This is a genomic window from Candidatus Poriferisocius sp., from assembly GCF_965204015.1.
GTDB lineage: Bacteria > Actinomycetota > Acidimicrobiia > Acidimicrobiales > Bin134 > Poriferisocius.
In genome coordinates this window covers 138071-156343 of sequence record NZ_OZ241965.1, presented here as the reverse complement: position 1 = coordinate 156343, position 18273 = coordinate 138071, and the positions used below count along the sequence as shown (strand labels likewise).

Genomic DNA, 18273 nt, shown 5'->3' with positions numbered 1-18273 from the left:
GACGGGTCTCCCTCAACAACAAGAGGCGAGCGGTCCCTCCTGGGGACTAGAGCCACCTAGTGTGGCAGTGTGCATGTCCGCTTGGGCGCGCTGCTGGTGGGAGCCGCGGTTTTTTCCGCGGCGTGCGCGGGCGCCGACAATGCCGACCGGGACCCAGCTTCGACCACCACGACGGCGGACGCCCCTGACGAGGACAGTGCCCACCCCAGCGCGACTGCCAGCGCAGCGCCGGTCGTTGCTGCCACGCCAGCACCTTCGCCTACTGCCGCGGTGGTGCTGGACCCACGTGAGACCGGGGGACTGAGGAACTTCCTGGGCTACGAGTTCCCGCCTGCGCCCCAGGTGCCCACGGGTCCGCTGTCACCGGCAGCCACCGACCAACTCGACTTCATCTGGTCCAAATTGAGCACCGGCGGGCTCGACGGTGCCGAGGTGTCCCGGCTCGCCGAGTCGGGCGATGCCCGGCTGGCCTGGATCTTGTCTGACCTCTTGAGGTTCGTTCGCCCCGGCGACATCTTCAACGGGGCGGTCTCGGCCTTTGAAGAGCTGACCGGCGCGGCGCTGGCCGACGATCCGGTGGCCATCAGGAGCCCCTGGCAATCGATGACCGATCACCTCATTGCCTGGGATCTGCCCGTCTTCGAAGGTTACGCCGACTACAAGGGCCGGCTGTTCACCTTGATCGAGCCCGGCTGGCAGCCGTTCTTCGAAGACGCCGGCTCCGACATCGACTGGCGCTTGGTGAGCTGGGGCGGGGTGCTGATCGACAACCGGGAATTCGGCGATCCCCGGCCGTGCCCGCGGGGCTGCATCCCGGCCCTCGACGACCCGGGCGTGACCGACGCCGAGGGAGGCTCCTGGTACCCCGACGACAGCATCGTGTTCGCGGTGGTGATCGGCGACGAGGCCAGGGCCTACCCCCGCCACATCATGGAAATCCACGAGATGGTCAACGACTCGCTCGGGGGGCGCCGCATCGGCATGCCGTACTGCACGCTATGCGGCTCGGCGCAGGCATATTTCACCGACGACGTGCCCAACGGGGTCGAGATGCCCGTCTTGCGCACATCGGGCTTGCTATCACGGTCGAACAAGGTGATGTACGACTTGGTCACCAAGTCGGTGTTCGACACGTTCACCGGGCGTGCGCTGTCAGGGCCGCTGCACCGACAGGGGCTTGTGCTTCCCCAAGTCACGGTGGTCACCACCACCTGGGGCGACTGGAAGGCTGCGCATCCCGCGACCACGATTGTTGCCCAGGGCGGCGGTATCGGCCGGGTGTACCCCTTCAACCCACTGGGCGGGCGCGACGATCATGGCCCTATCTTCCCGGTGGGCGACGTGGACGAACGCCTCGGCGTCCAAGATCAAGTGTTCGGTGTGGTGCTGGACGACGGCACCCCGGTGGCGTTCCCGGTGGAAGCTGCGGCTGCCGCGCTGAGAGCGGGCGAGGCGGTGGAGTTGAGCGGCGTGGAACTTCGCCTGGACGGGGGCGGGGTGCGGGCCATCGACGCCGACGGCGACGAGATCACGGGTCATCAGGCGTTCTGGTTTGCCTGGAGCCAATTCATGGCCGACACCCTCCTGTGGGCGCCGTAACGGGTCAGGTTTTCTTGGCGGTCGGGGGCAATTGGCCATCCCACAGCTCATCGCGGAGCTTGGTGCGGAGGACCTTGCCGGTGGGGTCCCGGTCGACTGTGGGGCGGATGATGTAGCGGCGGGGCCGTTTGTAGCCCGCGAGGTGCTCATTGCAGGCGGCGTCGATGGCTGCGGTCACTTCGTCGGGGGCAAAGCCGTTGGCCACGGCCAGATACACCACCACCTGCTCGCCCCGGTCGTGGTCGGGTCCGCCCACCGCACAGGCATCGGCCACCCCGTCAACTGCAAACACCACGTCCTCGATCTCGGCTGGATAGATGTTGACCCCCGCGGCCACGATCACCTCGGAGCTGCGGCCCGACAGATACAGATAGCCGTCCTCGTCGAGGTAGCCGATGTCGCCCACCGAGAAGAACCCGGAGTCGTCGTAGGCGTCGTCGGTCTTGTCGTCGGCGTTGATGTAGCGGAAGTAGCGTCCCTCGGGTCGGCGGAAGTACACCGTGCCGGGCTCACCGGGGCTCAGGATTTCGCCATCGTCGTCCACGATTTGGATGACCAGCTCTCCAATGGGGGTGCCCACCGTGCCCGGCCGGGCCAGCCATTCGGGCGAGCTGCACATGGTCATGCCGCCCTCGGTGAAGCCGTAGTACTCGGTGAAGATCGGCCCCCACCAGTCGATCATGCGCTGCTTAAGGGGCACGGGGCAGGGTTCGCCGCCGTGCAGGACGGTGGCCACGCGGGAATGGTCCAGTTCGGCCTTGCGCTCCTCGGGCAGGGCAAGGAGCTGGCGGAACATGGTGGGAACCATGATCGTGGCGGTCACGCCGTCATTGATCACCCTCACGGCCCGCTCGGCGTCCCAGCGGCCCATGATCCGCATAGGGGCGCCATTGGCCAACGCACCCAGGGCGAAGGCCAGGGGAGCGCCGTGGAAGAGCTGGGCCACCATAAGGTGCTTGCCGTCGCGGGGAAGCCCCAACCCTTGAGCGCCCAGCGAAGAGAACTCCCACCACTCCTCAAAGGTGGACTCCGAATCCAGAGTGCGCTCCACACCCTTGGGCCGACCGGTGGTGCCCGAGGTGTAGGGAATCCGATAGCCGGTGCCCCCCGCCGGGAAGGGAGTTGGATCCTGGGAATCCACCCAGGAGTCGAAATCGTCGCCAACCCACACCACGGGACGTTCGCCCGCCGCGTCTCGGGCCGCGGGGGCGTCGGCAACCACCAGTGCTGAGGCCGCGTCGTCCAGCACGTAGGCGATCTCGGTGGATGTCCAATTGGTCTTGATCGGGGTCATTTTCAGCCCTGATCGGAAGCAAGCCAGCATGACTTCTACGAACTCGGTGCGATTGGAGCACACCAGTCCCACATGGTCGCCCGGCGAGGCCCCTGCGGCCAGCAGCCCCCGCCCGATGGCATGGGTACGCCGGTCCAGCTCAGCCCAGCTCACCTGGTGAGAGTCATCCTCCAACGCCAGGTCATCTGGGTCCCGCCTGGCCAACTTCGCCAGCACCGAGGGTTCTCCCACCGCTGGGACACTAGTGGTCCCGGCGGTCAATTTGGCGGCTACAATTCTCTTTATCGCGGACTGGATTTCCGAGGCATTCAGCGAGATTCCGGGGGCGGTGTGAGTAGCACCATGTCCTTGGCGGTAGCCGACCGTATTGTCGACGCCGCGCTGGCGGCAGCGGCCGATCACGGTTTCCCGCCGATGACGGTCGTGGTGCTTGACCTGGGCGGGCATCCACTGGTGGTAAAGCGCGACGAGCGGTCGGGCATCGGTCGGGTTGAGATCGCCATGGGCAAAGCCCACGGGTGCCTTGCTATGGGTTTCGGCGGCCGCGAGTTGGCCCGACGAGCCGACGCGGTTCCGAAGTTCTTCACCTCAATTGGTCAGGTGCTGCCGCACGGGATCGTGCCCGTCGCCGGCGGAGCGCTCATCCGCGACGACAAGGGAACGCTCCTCGGATCCATAGGCATCAGCGGGGGAACGTCAGACGACGACGAGATCTGTGCCATCGCCGGGATCACCTCGGAGGGTCTGGTAGCTGACACGGGAGATGCGCAATGATCGGAAGACACGGCGGTGGTGCCGTCCTCTTCAAGAACGTGCACATCTTCGACGGCACCGGGGTCGAGCGTTTCCCTGGTTCCCTGTTGGTCCGGGGCAATCGCGTCGCGCAGGTAATCGCGGGGAGCGACGAGATCGACGCCCCCGAGGCCATGGTCGTAGACGGCCGGGGCGGCACCCTCATGCCGGGTATGGTCGAGGGGCACGCTCATCTCACCTGGCCGTCGTCGATCGAGAAGGTCATCAACGCCATGGATCTCCCGATCGAGGAGCACATGCTCACCACGGCGGTGAACGCACGAATCACTCTCGACGCAGGCTTTACCAGCGCCTACTCAGCCGGGTCGCTCGGCGAGCGCATGGAAGTGGCTCTGCGTGACCACATCGACGACGGCCGACTGCCGGGTCCGCGACTGCGCGCCTCGGCAATGGAAAAGGGCATGGAAGGGATCATGGGCGTGCCCGCGGGGCACGATCCAACCCACGACCGCAGCATTCCGGGTCTTCAGCAGTACGTACGCGACATGGCCGACCTCGGCGTCGACACCATCAAAATGCTCATGTCCAGCGACAATGGATTCAGCCCTGGCGGCGCCAACCTGCTGATGTACTCCGAGGAAGAAGCCCAGGCGGTGGGCGTGGCTGCTCGCGAGGCGGGCATGTGGTTGGCGTGCCACGCCCAGGCTGCCGAAGCGGTAAAGCGGGCCGTGCGGGCCGGCTTTCGCTGCATCTACCACTGCACCCTCGCCGACGAAGAGGCGCTCGACATGCTTGAGGAGAATCGGGATGAGCTGTTCGTGGCGCCGGCACCGGGGCTGCTCTATTCCCGCATCCACGAGGCCGAGGAATTCGGAATCGACCGAGCGGTCGCAGAGCAGATGGGTGCGGTCTCTGGCCTTGAGGCCATGGAGCGGATCTACCCCGAGATGAAGCGCCGCGGCATCCGCGTGGTCCCTGGGGGCGACTACGGCTTTCCGTACAACCCCGTCGGGCGCAACGCGCGCGATCTCCAGCTCTTCGTGGATCTCTTCGGCTACACGCCGGTCGAAGTGCTGGTGGCGGTAACGAAGACCGCCGGCGAGATGGTCGGATTCGATGTCGGCACCATCGAGGAGGGCCGACTGGCCGACCTGCTGCTCATTGACGGGGATCCGACTATCGATGTCTCGATTCTTCAGGACAAGGCTCGAATCGTCGCCGTGATGCAAGACGGGTCATTCCACCGGGCGCCCCCCTGGCAGTCGCTCGCAGTAAGCAGCCAAGACAACGGCCAATAGCTCAAGAGGGCTTGCGGCCGACGCCGATCTGGCGGGCGATGATGTTGCGCTGGATCTCGCTGGAGCCGGCCCCGATGGTGCCGAGACGGGCGTTGCGCCAGTGGAGCTGCATGTTGGAGTCAAGGGTGTAGCCGTAGCCGCCCATCACCTGCATGCCGGTGTAGCTGGCCCGCATCATGGCCTCGCTGATCCACAGCTTGGCCATTGACACCTCCAAGGCACACTGCTCGCCCGCGGCGATGCGCCGGGCCAAATCCCAGGTAAGGGTGCGGGCGATGTTCAGGTCGACGGCTACGTCGGCCAGCATGTGCTGGACGGCCTGGAAGCGGCCGATGGCCTGGCCGAACTGCTCCCGGGTGTTGGCGTATTCGATGGCCTCCTCCAAGATGGCCTCCATCGGACCCAGGTTGATGGGCAGCGAGGAGAATCTCTCCCGCTCAAGATTGGCCTGGAGATTGCGGTGTCCCTGGCCTGCGGCCCCCAGGATGTTGGCCGCCGGGACTCGGACGTCGGTATAGGCAACCATGTTGGTGCCGCTGGCTCGCTCGCCGATGGTTTCTATAGGGGTGATTTCTATGCCGGGGCTGGACAGGTCGACCACGAAGAACGTGATGCCGTCTTGCTTCTTCGGCTCATCGGAGGTGCGGGTAGCCAGCAGCACATAGTCGGCGTGGCGGGCGAAGGAATTCCACATCTTGGTGCCGTTCACCACGAAATCGTCACCGTCGCGCTCAGCCCGGCACTTCAGGTTGAAGGCGTCCGATCCCGCGTCGGGCTCACTGAGCGAGAAGCAGAACTTGTATTGCCCGGAGGCGATGCCGGGTAGGAATCGCTCCCGCTGCTCCTCGGTTCCGTAGATCTGGAGCCCACCCGAGGCGTGGATGGCCGAGCGGTAGACCATGATGGCGAACGACATCATGGCCCGGCTCAGCTCGTGCAGCACGATGGCCACCTCCACGATGCCGCCACCCTGGCCGCCGTATTGCTCGGGGATGCCCACCCCCATGAACCCTGCGTCGGCGAACCGCTGGTAGGTTTCCAGCGGGGGCTCGCCCTTGATGTCCCACTCCCGGGCGAATCCGTCGGGCAACTCCTTGGCCGCGAACGCCCGTACCGATTCCCGCAGCATCTCCTGTTCGGGGGTGAACTCCATGGGCGCCTCTTCGTGCCGAAGTTGCTCAGTGGCCGCCGATGAGCACGTCGACGGCGGTGACCCCTGAAGTATGCACGATGAGCGGATTGATCTCGGCCTCGGTGTGGTGGCGGGCGGCGATGTACCCGAGTCGAACCAGCACCTCGGCGGCAGCGTCCCGGTCGTATGGTGGATGTCCTCGGTAGCCGTCTAGCAGCGCTCCGGCCCGGGTGGCGTCCAAAAGGGCGTGGGCCTCCACGATGTTCAACGGAGCGGGGGCAATGGCCACGTCGTCGACCAGTTCGGCCAACACCCCTCCGAGGCCGACCACCACGCAGGGACCGGCCTCCGGGTCCAGCCTGGTTCCGACGACCAGCTCGATGCCGGGACCGGCCATGGGCTGGGCCACCACCACAGCATCCGACAGGCCCAATTCACGGCGGCGGGCTTCCAGGCGGTCGGCGACTGCCGCGATGTCGCCGGGCTTCACGTTGAGCTCGACTAAACCCAGATCGGTCTTGTGGTTCAGGCCATCGCCTACGAGCTTGACCGCGGCCGACTGGTCTTCGGGGTATTCAGCGGGGGCGCAGGCCGGGGCTGCTATGTCGGCCAGCAGGTTGTCCAAGGTCTCATCCGGCCAAGTGTGCGGCTCTTCGCTCGGCTGTTTCGAGTCCCGCCGGTTTTCCCAAGCCGCCAGGCAGCGGAACAGGCGATCAGGGGAGTTGAACACCGGGATGCCGGCATCGGCCAGTTTGGGGTAGTCCACCGGATGCCACCCCGGTGCGCTGAACACTGCCACCGGCGTTCCCCGGTTGGCCTGAGCCACGAGGGCGTCCATTTGCTTGTCAATAATGATTTCGGGGCCGATCAGCATCCCGTGTACCAGGGCGTCCAAACCGGGGTCGTCGCCCATGGCTTCGAGTGCGGCGGGCAGCAAATCGTGGTCGACCACCGATTGGCCGGTGAGATCCAGGGGATTGCGGGGTTCGCCCAGCGTCATGCACTCAGCCAAAGCCGAGTGGCTCGTCGGTCCCAATGGGGGGACTTCGAAGCCGTTCTCGCGGGCAGAATCGGCCAAAATTCCTGCCATGGCCCCCGACGACGACAGCACGCCGATCCGGCGCCCCCAGCGGCCCCGGGCCAAGGGGAGCGCGGCCAATTCGGCCAAGTCGTGGGCCATGAGGATGCCGTGTCGGTGGCAGCGGGCCGCGAACGCGTCGTAGTCGCCCACTAAGGCCCCGATATGACTACGGGCCGCGTCGGCGCCCTCGGGGGAGCGGCCGGCCTTCATCACATGCACGGGCTTTCCTGCGTCTCGGGCCTCATCAGCCGCCGCGAAGAATCGGTCGGCATCGTGCAGTCCCTCGGCATACACCACGATCTGCTCGGTGCGATCGTCGGTGGCCAGGTACCGGACGTAGTCACCCACCGTGAGATCGATGCCATTACCCACCGCGAACCCCACGGTGAGGCCGAGGCCATTGCCCAGCAAATGCTGGACCAGTGACGACACCAGGGCCCCGCTCTGAGACACCACCCCGAGATTCCCCGCGGGCAGCTCGTCGGCCATGGCATACGGGGGGAACCCAGCCGCGACCCGGTCGATGCAATTGATGATGCCGTTGGTGTTGGGCCCGCACACCGCCATCGGTGTTTCGCTCAGGAAGCCCTTCAGCTCCAGATCAAGCGGGGATCCGGCCCGGTCTCCTTCGCCAAACCCGCTGCTGAACAAGATGGCGGCCCGGCTGCCGAGCGCCTCGGCCTGGCGGAGCACGTCGATAGCGGCAGCCGCCGGTACCAGTATCAGCACCAATTCGGGGGGTTCCGGCAGTGACACCAGGTCGGGATAACAGGGCCTCCCTTCCAGCGAGTCGTAACGGGGATTGACCAGGTAGAGCTCCGCGGAAACGTCGTGTTTGAGCAGGTTGCCCAGCGCCCAGGATCCCAGCTTGTTGCTCTCCAGCGGGGTGGCCCCCACCAGCGCGATGGACCGGGGCCGCACCAGCGGGGTGAGGTCTTTGGCCGGTGCGCTCATCCGGTGATGGTCAGGCCCGCTTGGCCGGTGCGAACCACCATGAACTCCATGCCTTCAGGTCCTGCGGTGAAGCCGTACTCGACGTTAGCGGCCAATAGCAGTGTGTCGGGGGGCTCTACTACCACTCCGCTGTCTAGAGTGGCGCTGCCGGCCAGGACCACCATCAGCTCGTCGCGGTCGTGGCTGTGGGGTGGAATCACATAGCCGGGCGCCAGCCGGATGGCATGGGCGAAGAATGACCCCCGGTGCAGCCACGCTTTCTGCAAATCGGTGTCTTCCGGGTCGGGGTTCTCGCCGGGTTGGAACCACTCCACGTCGCGATATCGGGTGAGGGCCATGGGAAATTCGTAGCACGGCCAGCCGGGTTCCGGCTCTTAGGCGAGCCAATATCATGGCGATGATGCATGTGGTTGTGGCTGGCGCCGGGGGAATTGGCGGTGCCATTGCCGGCGAGGTGGCCCTCAGCGGCGGCGACGTCAGCGTGATCGATGCTTGGGCCGAACACATAGAGGCCATTAGGGCCGACGGTTTGCGCTTGGTGGGTCCAGATTCGACTGGAGAGCGAAGCGTTCGGCTTCCCGCGTGGCATATCGGGGAGTGGCCTCGGTTAGCCCCCATTGATGTGCTGGTCATCGCGGCCAAGGCGTTCGACAACCGGTCGCTTGTCGCGCGGTTGTCCCCTCGGCTGGCCGAAGGTGTCACGGTGATCTCGGCCCAGAATGGGGTCAACGAACCCCTATTGGTCGAGCTGCTGGGCCCAGAGCCGGTGATAGGTGCTGTCGTGCTGTTTCCCGCCGCGCTTGTCGAACCGAGCCGGGTGAGGCTCGATTGGCCGCCCACGCTTCAGATCGGCGAACTCGATGGAACCCGCACCGACCGGCTGGAGCGGGTGTCATCGGCTCTAGGGGAGGGGATCGGCACTCCGGTGAGCGACAACATCTGGGGGGCCATCTGGTCGAAGCTGGTGATGAACTGCATGAGCAACCCGGTCAACGCGGCACTCGGCGGGCGGGCCCGGGATTGCCGGGAGCAGCCCGGCCCCCGTCGGGTGAGCCTGGCCTGTGGTTCGGAGGCCGTGGCGATTGGCCAGGCACTGGGTCATTCCATCGAGCCGGTGAGCGGGATAGAAGCCCAACTAATCCTCACAGGAGGACAGGGCGGACCGGGGGCCGCCGAATTAGTCACCAAATGGGCCGCTACCGCCACCGAGTTGGGCGAGGTCAAAGGTTCGATGCCAACCGACATCGAGCAAGGCCGCAGAACGGAGATCGATTCATTCAGCGGGTTCGTCAGCCAAGAAGGATTGCGTCTGGGCATCCCCACCCCGGCCAATGACGCAGTGTTCAAGATGGTGCGAGAGATCGAACAAGGCCGGAGAACCTCCGGCCCTCAGAATCTGGATGAGCTGTTGAGCGTGGTGGCCTAGCGACCCTGCCAGCGGGGAGGGCGCTTCTCCGCGAAGGCCCGAGGTCCCTCTTGGGCGTCGTCGCTGGCGTATACCGGCTCGTAGATCTCGTCGGCGATGGCGGCCGCCTCGGCGGGGGACAGCCCGGCGGTGGCCCAGATCATGGCCTTGCCGGCCCGGACGGTGAGCGGCGCATTGGCGGCGATCGCCGCGGCGAGGTCGGCAGCCGCCGGTTTCAGCTCGGGCCCGGGCACAACCTGGTTGACCAAGCCGAGCTCGTAGGCCCGTTGGGCAGAAATCGGCTCGGCGGTACACAGCAACTCGATGGCTGTTCGGGGCGGAATCAGCCAGCCCAGCTGATTGGCCCATGGGGAGCCCCGACCCACTTTGGCCTCAAGAATGCCCAAGCGGGCGTGGTCGGCGGCGACACACAGGTCGCACTGCATCACCAGATTGAAGCCGAAGGCGTAGGCCAGACCGTTCACCGCGGCGATTACCGGCTTGGTAACCCCGCCGTCGGCCAAGCGCCCCCCGACGAAGTGAGACGGCAGTCCACGCTCAGCTCGGGCAGCCATCTCCTTGAGGTCGGCCCCGGCAGAGAAAGCGACTTCTCCTGCCCCGGTCAAGACGGCCACCGCGATGTCATCGTCGGACTCCACCCGATCCCATGCCTCGGCCAAACCCGCCGATACCGCCTGGTTGACGGCGTTGCGAGCCTCCGGGCGGTTGATGGTCACCCACGCCACCCCGTCGGCGACCTCGAACAAGACCGCGTCCTGATCAGCCATTGAGCACCGCCAGGGCCAGGTAGTGGTCGGGGGCATCGTCCAAAAGCTCCAACTCCCAGCCCCCTTCGGCCAGCAGCGGCCCGATGCGGTGAGGGTCGATGTTCATGTCGTGGGCCTGGGCGCCCCGGTCCTTGTGGCGGGCGGCCAAGGCGAGACGGCCTATGGGATGGAACACAGCCAGTCGGGCGCCGGGCTGAGCCACTCGGGCCAGCTCCCGCAGCGTCCCCGCGGGGTCGGGCAGATGGGGAAGCAGTCCAGCAGCCAGGATTCCGGCGGCACAGCCATCCCGCACGGGCAACTTTCCGACATCTCCAATGGCGCACACCGAAATAGCCTGCCGTCCGAGGCGGGCGGCCTCGTGGAGCATGGCCGGAGTGGCATCGATGCCCAGTACTGCGCCGCGGGGACCCACCGCGGCCCGCATTGGAGGCAGCGCCCGGCCCGATCCGCAGCCGGCGTCGACGGCTACGTCTCCGGAGGAAAGCTTGAGCTGGTCCACCGCCCATTTGAACAAGATGTCGTCATCGGGGTGGCGGTCCTCCCAGCCGGCCGCCCGAGAGGTGAAGAACTCTCGGGTCTGCGCCAAATCCCTCGACAAACCCACTGGATCAGACTGTATCCGGGAGCTGGCGGGCCGATGCGACGAGAGCTGACAGCTCCGCCTCGGTAGCCGGTCCGGCCAGAGAGGCGCACACTGCGCCGTCCTGATCGGCCAAAACCGTCAGGGGAACCGCGTCGATCGCGTAGCGGCGGTGCAGTTCGCCGTGGCGTCGATGCTCTACCTCCTGTACCGCCAGCGCCTCGTCGGCCAACCCCTCAGCCGCCTTGAGTACCGCCGCACAGGTCGAGCAAGTCTTCGAGGTGAACACGGCCAGCAGCCAGTCGGCATTGGGCTGGGCGAAGTCCCAGCGCTCCAGTCGGGTGGGCACCGAGTATGTGGGCGCAGTCGGGTTCAAGGGGCGGAAGCGGCGATAGAGCCAGGCCGCCGCCAGAGCACCGGCGATGACCCCCAGAGCGATCAGGGTGCGGGCCACGACTCCGGGGCGTCAGGCTCCTCCATGTCGGCCGCCGAAGCTGCGGTGGTCGCAGCCGAGCCCCGCGTTGCCGCCGTGCTCCGAGAACTCAGAGCAGCGCCGATCACGTCTCGGGGATCTTCGATAGGGCCTTCGGTGCCCAATTCCACCAGCCGGGAGACTTCTTCACCAGAGATCGTCTCGTGCTCCAGCAAAGCCCGGGCCACCAGGTCCAAGCCGTTGCGGTGCTTGGAAAGCACCTCCCGGCACCGGTTCTCCTGGGCCCGCAAGATCTCAGCCACTTCCTCGTCGATGACCCGGGCGGTCTCGTCGCTGTATTCCCGGCTAGTCATCATCTCGTCGCCCAAGAACACCTGACCCGAGCTCCGCCAAGCCATCGGCCCGATCCGGTCGCTCATGCCCCATTCGCGCACCATGCGCCGGGCGAATTCCGTGGATCCGGCCAAATCGTCGGCCGCGCCGCTGGACGAAACGCCGAACACCAGCTCCTCGGCGATGCGCCCGCCCATGCGCATGACCAGCATGTCTTCGAGATAGTTGCGCCGCAGGGTGTGACGGTCTTCCTCGGGAAGGGTCATGGTCACCCCCAAGGCCATGCCCCGGGGAATGATGGTCACCTTGTGCAGCGGGTCGGCGTGGGGCAGTACCGCGGCGCACACCGCATGACCAGCCTCGTGGTAGGCGGTGATCTGCCGCTCCTCTTCCGACATGACCATCGACTCCCGCCGTTGGCCCATCAGCACCCGGTCACGGGCGTTCTCGAAGTGGATCATGCGGATCTGATCCGAATCGCTGCGCACCGCGAACAGCGCCGCCTCGTTCACCAGATTGGCGAGGTCAGCCCCGCTCATGCCCGGTGATCCCCGGGCGATCAGGGGAAGATCCACATCGGCGGCGATCTTCTTAGACCGGACGTGGACATTGAGGATTTGCAGCCGGTCGTCGGCCTCGGGCAGCGGAACCACCACCTGGCGGTCGAACCGTCCCGGCCGCAGCAACGCCGGATCCAAGATGTCGGGCCGGTTGGTGGCCGCCATCATGACGATGCCCTCGGTGGCCTCGAAACCGTCCATCTCCGACAGCATCTGGTTGAGGGTCTGCTCCCGCTCGTCGTGGCCGCCGCCGAGCCCGGCACCCCGCTTGCGGCCGATGGAGTCGATCTCATCGATGAAGATGATGGCCCGGCCCATCTTGCGGGCCGACTGGAACAGGTCCCGCACCCGGCTGGCCCCCACGCCGACGAACATCTCCATGAAGTCCGACCCGGTGACCGATAAGAACGGCACCCCCGCCTCGCCGGCCACGGCGCGGGCGATGAGCGTCTTGCCGGTGCCCGGCGGCCCCACGAGCAGCACGCCCTTAGGTATGCGAGCGCCGATCTGGGCGAACTTGTCGGGATGCTTGAGAAAGTCGACGACCTCGACGATCTCTTTCTTGACCCCTTCATAGCCGGCCACGTCCTCGAAGGTGGTTCCGGGCCGCTCGGTGGTGTAGGTCTTGGCCTTGGAGCGGCCGATGGACATGATCCCGCTCATCTGCCCCTGGGCTCGGCGCTGGAACCACCAGAAGATCAAGAAGATCAGCGCAACGGGAATCAAAAGCGGCAGGATGCTGGCCCAGATACTGCTCCGGGGGGTGTGGAACTCGAATGTGGGGATGTTCTCCAGCAGGAGCTTTTCGTTGGCGTCTCCCAGCGGGACGCTCCCGGTGGTGTGGAACCTGGAGACGGCCACCGTCTCTCCTTCGATCTCCACCGTCGCGCCCTCGATCATCGTGCCCTTGATGGCACCGGTGTTGTTGTTGTACTCCGCTTCCGCAACCTTGCCGTCCTCGACCGCGGTCAAGAGCACGTCGAAGGAGACCTGCCTGCCGTTGTCATCACCTCGGAAAACGTTGGAGAACAGCAAAGCGGCCAACAGCCCGAGCACGATGAACCACACCCAGCGGGGCATCCGGCTCTGTGGGGGCTGCTGCTGACCCGGCCCGCGCTCGGGGTCTCGCCGCTCTGGCGGCGGAGGAGGTGGCGGCGGGGGAGAGGCCATTGGACAATTCTACGAGGGCTTGGTGACAAAGTCACCATTACGCTGCGGGCCGGTGGCAGCCAACGATCAGAGCAAAGTGCGGGAGATCCGCTGGGGTCTGCCCGATGTGTTCATCGGCTTGATGATCTCATGGGTAGCGGCAGTCGTGGTCTTGATTGCCGTGCTGGCCGCGTTCGATCTGGATACCGGCGGGGAGACGGGTACAGGGTCATACGTCGGTCGTTACGGATTGGGCGACCACCTCGATCTGGAGCGAAGCGATCCGGCGCTGCCGTTGTGGACTCTGCCGGTAGGACAGCTTGGGCTATGGGCTGGGCTGGGGCTTACTGCGGTGGTGGCGGCAACTTTTCGGGGAAATGGCTTGCGCCGAGACTTCGGCTGGTCGATGAGGATGTCGGATATCCCCGTGGGGCTGGCAGTGGGCGTATTCGCCCAAATCGTCGTGGTGTGGCTCATCTATGCCCCGTTTCAACAGTTCTTCGATTTCGACGTGAGCGAGGCTGCCCGGCAGATCACCGACCGAGCCGCTTCCCCCGGCGACATCGCCCTGGTGATGCTGGGGGTGGTGGTGGGGGCACCTATTTTCGAGGAGCTTTTCTTCCGGGGGCTCACCTTGAGGGCTTTCGAGCGGAAATGGGGACCGGTGGCAGGTGTGCTGGTGTCTTCGGTTGTCTTTGGAGCTGTGCACTTCCAACTCCTTCAGTTTCCTGCACTCGTGGTCTTCGGAATCATCGCGGCTTTGCTGGTGAAGCGATACAAGCGGCTGGGACCGGCCATCTGGGCCCACGTCGGCTTCAATCTGATCGCGGTGATCAATCTGATCTGGCTGGCTTGAGGGGCACCGCGGGGTTCTTTGTGTTTACGTTGAGGTTGTGAGCAAGCCGGGCGTGCTGCGTGGGACGGTGCAGCGCTACGCATGGGGGTCGCGGGAGGCCTTGCCCCGGATTATGGGCGTGCCGCCCACCGGCGAGCCCCAGGCTGAGCTGTGGCTGGGCGCCCACCCCCGGGGACCGTCGATGCTGCGACGCGGCGGCGAGGACCATTCACTCGACGAGGTGATCGCCGACAACCCGGTCGCCGAACTGGGAGCGGAAACCACCCGGTCGTTCGGCAATGAACTGCCTTTTTTGCTCAAGATCTTGGCGGTGGACCAGCCGCTCTCGCTCCAGGCCCACCCCACCCGCCAGCAGGCCCAGGCGGGGTTCGAAGCCGAAGATGAGCGGGGCATCCCCGTTGATGCTGACAATCGGTCGTATCGCGACCGCAGCCACAAGCCGGAACTGATCTGCGCGCTGGAGCCATTCACCGCATTTTGCGGGTTCCGACCGCCGAGCACCGCGGCAGAGCTACTCGACTCGCTCAAGGTCTCCGATCTGACCCCAGCAGTCGGCTTTTTGGTGGCGGACCAGTCCGACCAAGCACTTCGATGGCTGCTGGAGCGACCCCCGTCAGCCGGTGCGGAGATCGCCCACCGCGTGGTGGAAGCCTGCGCCATGCCCGGCCCTTATCCCGCTGAGCGGCAGTGGGCGGTGCGAATCGGCCAGCAACATCCCGGCGATATCGGCGTGGCCACTGCCCTGATGCTGAACCTGGTGGAACTGAGCCCAGGACAAGCCCTTTTTCTAGAGGCTGGCAATCTGCATGTGTACCTGCACGGGGTGGCGGTGGAGATCATGGCCAACAGCGACAACGTGCTGCGGGGCGGGCTCACCCCCAAGCATGTGGATGTTGCTGCCCTCTTGGAAGTGGTGGACTGCCGTGCTGACCAAGTTCCGGTCATGACCCCCGACAGCTCGCACTTTACGTTTCGGCCCCCAGTGCCCGATTTCTGCCTGAGCCGCATCGAGGTGGAAGGGGAAGTTCGCTGTCAGCCTGATGGTCCAGAGATCGTGCTCTGCACGTCAGGCCAGGTCAGCGCGGCCGGCTGCGAGATCACCGGCGGCGAGGCAGTGTGGCTGCCAGCGGGGACCGGTGAGTACGCCATCTCGGGAACCGGGCTGGTGTTCCGCGCCCAAACCAACCACCGGGAATAGGGCAGCGGGGGCAGCCCATCGGTAAGACTGTGGCCATGGCGCTGGACCCCCGACTTCTTGAGATTTTGGCCTGTCCCGACGACAAAGGGCCGCTGTTGTACTTCCCCGACGAGGACACCCTCTACAACCCCCGCCTGCACCGCCGCTATCTGGTGGAAGACGACATCCCCAACATGCTCATCGACGAGGCCGATGCCGTGGACGAGCCCGAGCACGAGCGCCTGATGGCCAGGGCTGAGTCTGAGTCCATTCCCTTCACGTTTAACCCGTGAGCAACCGCACGCCCACCAAAGATCGGAGCCGCCGATGAGCGAGCGGGTGGACACACTGGGGATGTGGCCAGCGGTCAATCGGCTGCCCGAGCAGATGCTGGACGCGCTCGACCGGACCACAGACTTACCCGGGTTGCCCAACCGCTCCGAGATCACCAATGTGCTGGTGCTGGGAATGGGACCGGGCGGGTTCGCCGGCGATCTGCTGGCGGTTACCGCGGGGCCGTTCATGCCCCTGCCCATCGTGGTGGTCAAGAGCTACCAGCCGCCTTCGTATGTGGACGAGCAAACTCTGGTGTTCGCCCTCTCCGCCAGCGGCGACACGCCGGAGATCGTCCAGGCCGCGGCCCAGGCTGCCGAAGCGGGGGGGCGGGTCGTGGCAGTGACCGGCGGCGGCCAGCTGGCCAAGATGGCCAACGCCTGGGGCGCCCCGCTGGTCGAAGTGGACCCCATGCTGTACCCGCCCAGAGCCGGGTTGAGCGTTCTGACCGTGGCCCCCATGATCATCCTCGAGCAGATGGGGCTGTTCCCCGGGGCATCCCAATGGGTGCGCTTTGCTGTCGATCAGATTCGCAGTCGCCGGGAGGCGTCTCGCGCATCGTCAGCCGCTCGGGCCCGGCGCCTCGCTGGCACCGTGCCGCTGATCTACGGCGGGGGAGGGCTGGGTTCGGTGGCCGCTCGGCACTGGAAGAACATGATCAACACCAGTGCCAAGGCCCCGGCGTTCAGCGCCGGCGTGCCCGACCTGCTGCACAACGAGATCGCCGGGTGGGGCCAGCACGGCGATCTGACCCGGCAGGTGTTCAGCATGGTGGTTTTGCGCCACGATCACGAGCACCCCGAGGTGATGCGGGGCTTCGACATCATGATCGACCTCATGGACGAGGTGGTGGCCGCCGTCTATACCGTGGAGGCGGCCGGAGAGGGCCCGGTGGCCCAGATCTTTGACCTCATGTACCAGGGATCGATCACCGCCTTGGAGATGGCTGCCGCAGTGGGCCTCGATCCCGGTCCGGTGCCGGCGGTCGTGGCTGCTCGACAGGCGCTGTCCGGTCGCACCCAATGACGGCTCCGCCAGGCATACTCCCTAGATTCAAGCGGGAAAGACCGCCAGGAAACCTCAACAGCAAGGGAGGGTCGCGTTGACCCTTGAACACGATTTCAAAGTGGCCGACTTGGCCTTGGCCGAGGCCGGACGCAAGGAGATCCGCCTGGCCGAGCACGAGATGCCCGGCCTGATGGCCCTGAGGGCCCAGCACTTCGACAGCCAGCCCTTGGCCGGGGCCCGCATCACCGGCTCGCTCCACATGACCGTGCAGACCGCGGTGCTCATCGAGACCCTCACCGCACTAGGCGCCGAAGTGCGTTGGGCGTCGTGCAACATCTTCTCCACCCAGGATCCCGCTGCCGCCGCGGTGGCCGTGGGTGTCAGCGGCACGCCCGATGACCCCCAGGGGGTTCCGGTCTACGCCTGGAAGGGCGAGACCCTGGAGGAGTACTGGTGGTGTACCGAGAAGGTGCTGCGCTGGCCCGACGGCGGGGGGCCCAATCTCATCTTGGACGACGGCGGCGATGCCACCCTTTTGGTCCACATGGGGGCCGACGCCGAGGCTGTCGGCGACGCCGGCGATCCCGATGAGGCCGATTCCGAGGACTTGGCCGAGATCCGCCGTCTGCTGGGGCGCACCCTGGACAGCGAGCCCGGACTGTGGACCGCCATGGCTGAGGGCGTTCGAGGGGTGTCGGAGGAGACCACCACCGGGGTCCACCGGCTCTATCGGATGAAGGCCGACGGCACGCTGCGCTTCCCGGCCATCGACGTCAACAACTCGGTGACCAAGCAGAAGTTCGACAACCTCTACGGCTGTCGGCACTCGCTGATCGACGGCATCAACCGGGGAACCGACATGATGATCGGCGGCAAGACGGCCGTGGTGTGCGGCTACGGAGATGTGGGCAAGGGCTGCGCCCAATCGCTGCGGGGCCAGGGCGCCCGGGTGGTGGTTACCGAGGTGGATCCCATCTGCGCGCTGCAAGCGGCCATGGAGGGCTTCGAGGTCCAACGGCTCGAGGATGTGCTGGAGACCGCAGACTTGTTCGTCACCGCCACCGGCTGCAAGGACGTGATCAGCGCCGAGCATCTGGGCCGGATGAAGCACCAGGCCGTGGTGGGCAACATCGGCCACTTCGACAATGAGATCGACATGGCCGGGCTCAACGCCCTGTCTGACGTGCAGCGCATCAACATCAAGCCCCAGGTGGACGAATACGTCTTCCCCGACGGCCACTCGGTGATCATCTTGTCGGAGGGGCGCTTGCTCAATCTGGGCAACGCCACCGGTCATCCCAGCTTTGTGATGTCGTGCAGCTTCACCAATCAGGTTCTGGCCCAGATGGAACTGCACGCCAACGCGGAGGCCTACGGCACCGATGTGACCACACTGCCCAAGGAGTTGGATGAGATGGTGGCCCGGCTGCATCTCGACGCCCTCGGCGTACGCCTCACCACGCTCACCCCGGCCCAGGCCGACTACATGGGGGTGTCGACCGACGGACCGTTCAAGGCCGACCACTACCGGTACTGACTC

At 65.9% G+C, this 18273-nt stretch carries 17 protein-coding genes; 9 read left to right on the top strand and 8 right to left on the bottom strand.

The window, feature by feature from the left end:
• The first annotated feature begins 69 nt into the window (after positions 1-69).
• On the top strand, positions 70-1599 hold the full coding sequence (locus ACOGJC_RS00675) for a DUF3179 domain-containing (seleno)protein (RefSeq protein ID WP_419846585.1): 1530 nt from the start codon (positions 70-72) through the stop codon (positions 1597-1599).
• Positions 1600-1603: 4 nt separating this feature from the next.
• On the opposite strand, the gene ACOGJC_RS00670 is transcribed toward ACOGJC_RS00675, so the two are convergent.
• On the bottom strand, positions 1604-3124 hold the full coding sequence (locus ACOGJC_RS00670) for an AMP-binding protein (protein WP_419846584.1): 1521 nt from the start codon (positions 3122-3124) through the stop codon (positions 1604-1606).
• A 111-nt stretch (positions 3125-3235) separates the two neighbouring features.
• On the opposite strand from ACOGJC_RS00670, the gene ACOGJC_RS00665 reads away from it, so the two are divergent.
• Together ACOGJC_RS00665 and ACOGJC_RS00660 are read left to right on the top strand one after the other, a co-directional pair.
• Positions 3236-3667, top strand: a complete 432-nt coding sequence (locus ACOGJC_RS00665) for a GlcG/HbpS family heme-binding protein (RefSeq protein WP_419846583.1) — start codon at positions 3236-3238, stop codon at positions 3665-3667.
• Positions 3664-4944 carry an amidohydrolase family protein gene (locus ACOGJC_RS00660; protein WP_419846582.1) on the top strand — a complete coding sequence of 427 codons (1281 nt, stop codon included), beginning with the start codon at positions 3664-3666 and terminating at the stop codon, positions 4942-4944. Before ACOGJC_RS00665 ends, ACOGJC_RS00660 begins: the two co-directional genes overlap by 4 nt.
• A 1-nt stretch (position 4945) precedes the next feature.
• On the opposite strand, the gene ACOGJC_RS00655 is transcribed toward ACOGJC_RS00660, so the two are convergent.
• Genes ACOGJC_RS00655 through ACOGJC_RS00645 form a run of 3 tightly spaced genes read right to left on the bottom strand, consistent with a single transcriptional unit; the run spans position 4946 to position 8449 of the window.
• Entirely contained in the window at positions 4946-6097 is a 1152-nt protein-coding gene (locus ACOGJC_RS00655; RefSeq protein ID WP_419846581.1) for an acyl-CoA dehydrogenase family protein, read from the bottom strand.
• 25 nt (positions 6098-6122) lie between these two features.
• On the bottom strand, positions 6123-8111 hold the full coding sequence (locus tag ACOGJC_RS00650; RefSeq protein WP_419846580.1) for an acetate--CoA ligase family protein: 1989 nt from the start codon (positions 8109-8111) through the stop codon (positions 6123-6125).
• A complete protein-coding gene (locus tag ACOGJC_RS00645) occupies positions 8108-8449 on the bottom strand; it encodes a cupin domain-containing protein (RefSeq protein WP_419846579.1) in 342 nt (113 codons plus the stop codon). The genes ACOGJC_RS00650 and ACOGJC_RS00645 overlap by 4 nt, the downstream gene beginning before the upstream one ends.
• Before the next feature lie 53 nt (positions 8450-8502).
• Between ACOGJC_RS00645 and ACOGJC_RS00640 the strand changes: the two genes are divergently transcribed.
• Complete coding sequence (locus ACOGJC_RS00640; protein ID WP_419846578.1) at positions 8503-9537, top strand: ketopantoate reductase family protein; 1035 nt, start codon at positions 8503-8505, stop codon at positions 9535-9537.
• Here ACOGJC_RS00640 and ACOGJC_RS00635 read toward each other — a convergent pair.
• The 4 genes from ACOGJC_RS00635 to ftsH are packed head-to-tail and all read right to left on the bottom strand — an operon-like array spanning position 9534 to position 13380.
• Positions 9534-10304: an enoyl-CoA hydratase-related protein gene (locus ACOGJC_RS00635; RefSeq protein ID WP_419846577.1), complete on the bottom strand. Its 771-nt coding sequence runs from the start codon at positions 10302-10304 to the stop codon at positions 9534-9536. The genes ACOGJC_RS00640 and ACOGJC_RS00635 overlap by 4 nt on opposite strands.
• The gene (locus ACOGJC_RS00630) at positions 10297-10908 is read right to left on the bottom strand and encodes a class I SAM-dependent methyltransferase (protein ID WP_419846576.1); all 612 of its coding nucleotides are present in this window, start codon (positions 10906-10908) and stop codon (positions 10297-10299) included. Before ACOGJC_RS00630 ends, ACOGJC_RS00635 begins: the two co-directional genes overlap by 8 nt.
• 4 nt (positions 10909-10912) lie before the next feature.
• On the bottom strand, positions 10913-11338 hold the full coding sequence (locus ACOGJC_RS00625; protein WP_419846575.1) for a hypothetical protein: 426 nt from the start codon (positions 11336-11338) through the stop codon (positions 10913-10915).
• The gene (gene ftsH / locus ACOGJC_RS00620) at positions 11323-13380 is read right to left on the bottom strand and encodes an ATP-dependent zinc metalloprotease FtsH (RefSeq protein WP_419846574.1); all 2058 of its coding nucleotides are present in this window, start codon (positions 13378-13380) and stop codon (positions 11323-11325) included. Before ftsH ends, ACOGJC_RS00625 begins: the two co-directional genes overlap by 16 nt.
• Positions 13381-13432: 52 nt before the next feature.
• On the opposite strand from ftsH, the gene ACOGJC_RS00615 reads away from it, so the two are divergent.
• The 5 genes from ACOGJC_RS00615 to ahcY all read left to right on the top strand — a co-directional run bounded on the left by ACOGJC_RS00615 (position 13433) and on the right by ahcY (position 18270).
• Entirely contained in the window at positions 13433-14215 is a 783-nt protein-coding gene (locus tag ACOGJC_RS00615; RefSeq protein ID WP_419846573.1) for a CPBP family intramembrane glutamic endopeptidase, read from the top strand.
• Positions 14216-14252: 37 nt separating this feature from the next.
• Positions 14253-15413 carry a mannose-6-phosphate isomerase, class I gene (gene manA, locus ACOGJC_RS00610; RefSeq protein ID WP_419846572.1) on the top strand — a complete coding sequence of 387 codons (1161 nt, stop codon included), beginning with the start codon at positions 14253-14255 and terminating at the stop codon, positions 15411-15413.
• Positions 15414-15448: 35 nt separating this feature from the next.
• A complete protein-coding gene (locus ACOGJC_RS00605; RefSeq protein WP_419846571.1) occupies positions 15449-15685 on the top strand; it encodes a Trm112 family protein in 237 nt (78 codons plus the stop codon).
• Positions 15686-15719: 34 nt separating this feature from the next.
• Positions 15720-16751, top strand: coding sequence for an SIS domain-containing protein (locus ACOGJC_RS00600; RefSeq protein ID WP_419846570.1), 1032 nt, complete (start codon positions 15720-15722; stop codon positions 16749-16751).
• 76 nt (positions 16752-16827) lie between these two features.
• Complete coding sequence (ahcY, locus tag ACOGJC_RS00595; RefSeq protein ID WP_419846569.1) at positions 16828-18270, top strand: adenosylhomocysteinase; 1443 nt, start codon at positions 16828-16830, stop codon at positions 18268-18270.
• The last annotated feature ends 3 nt before the right edge of the window (positions 18271-18273 follow it).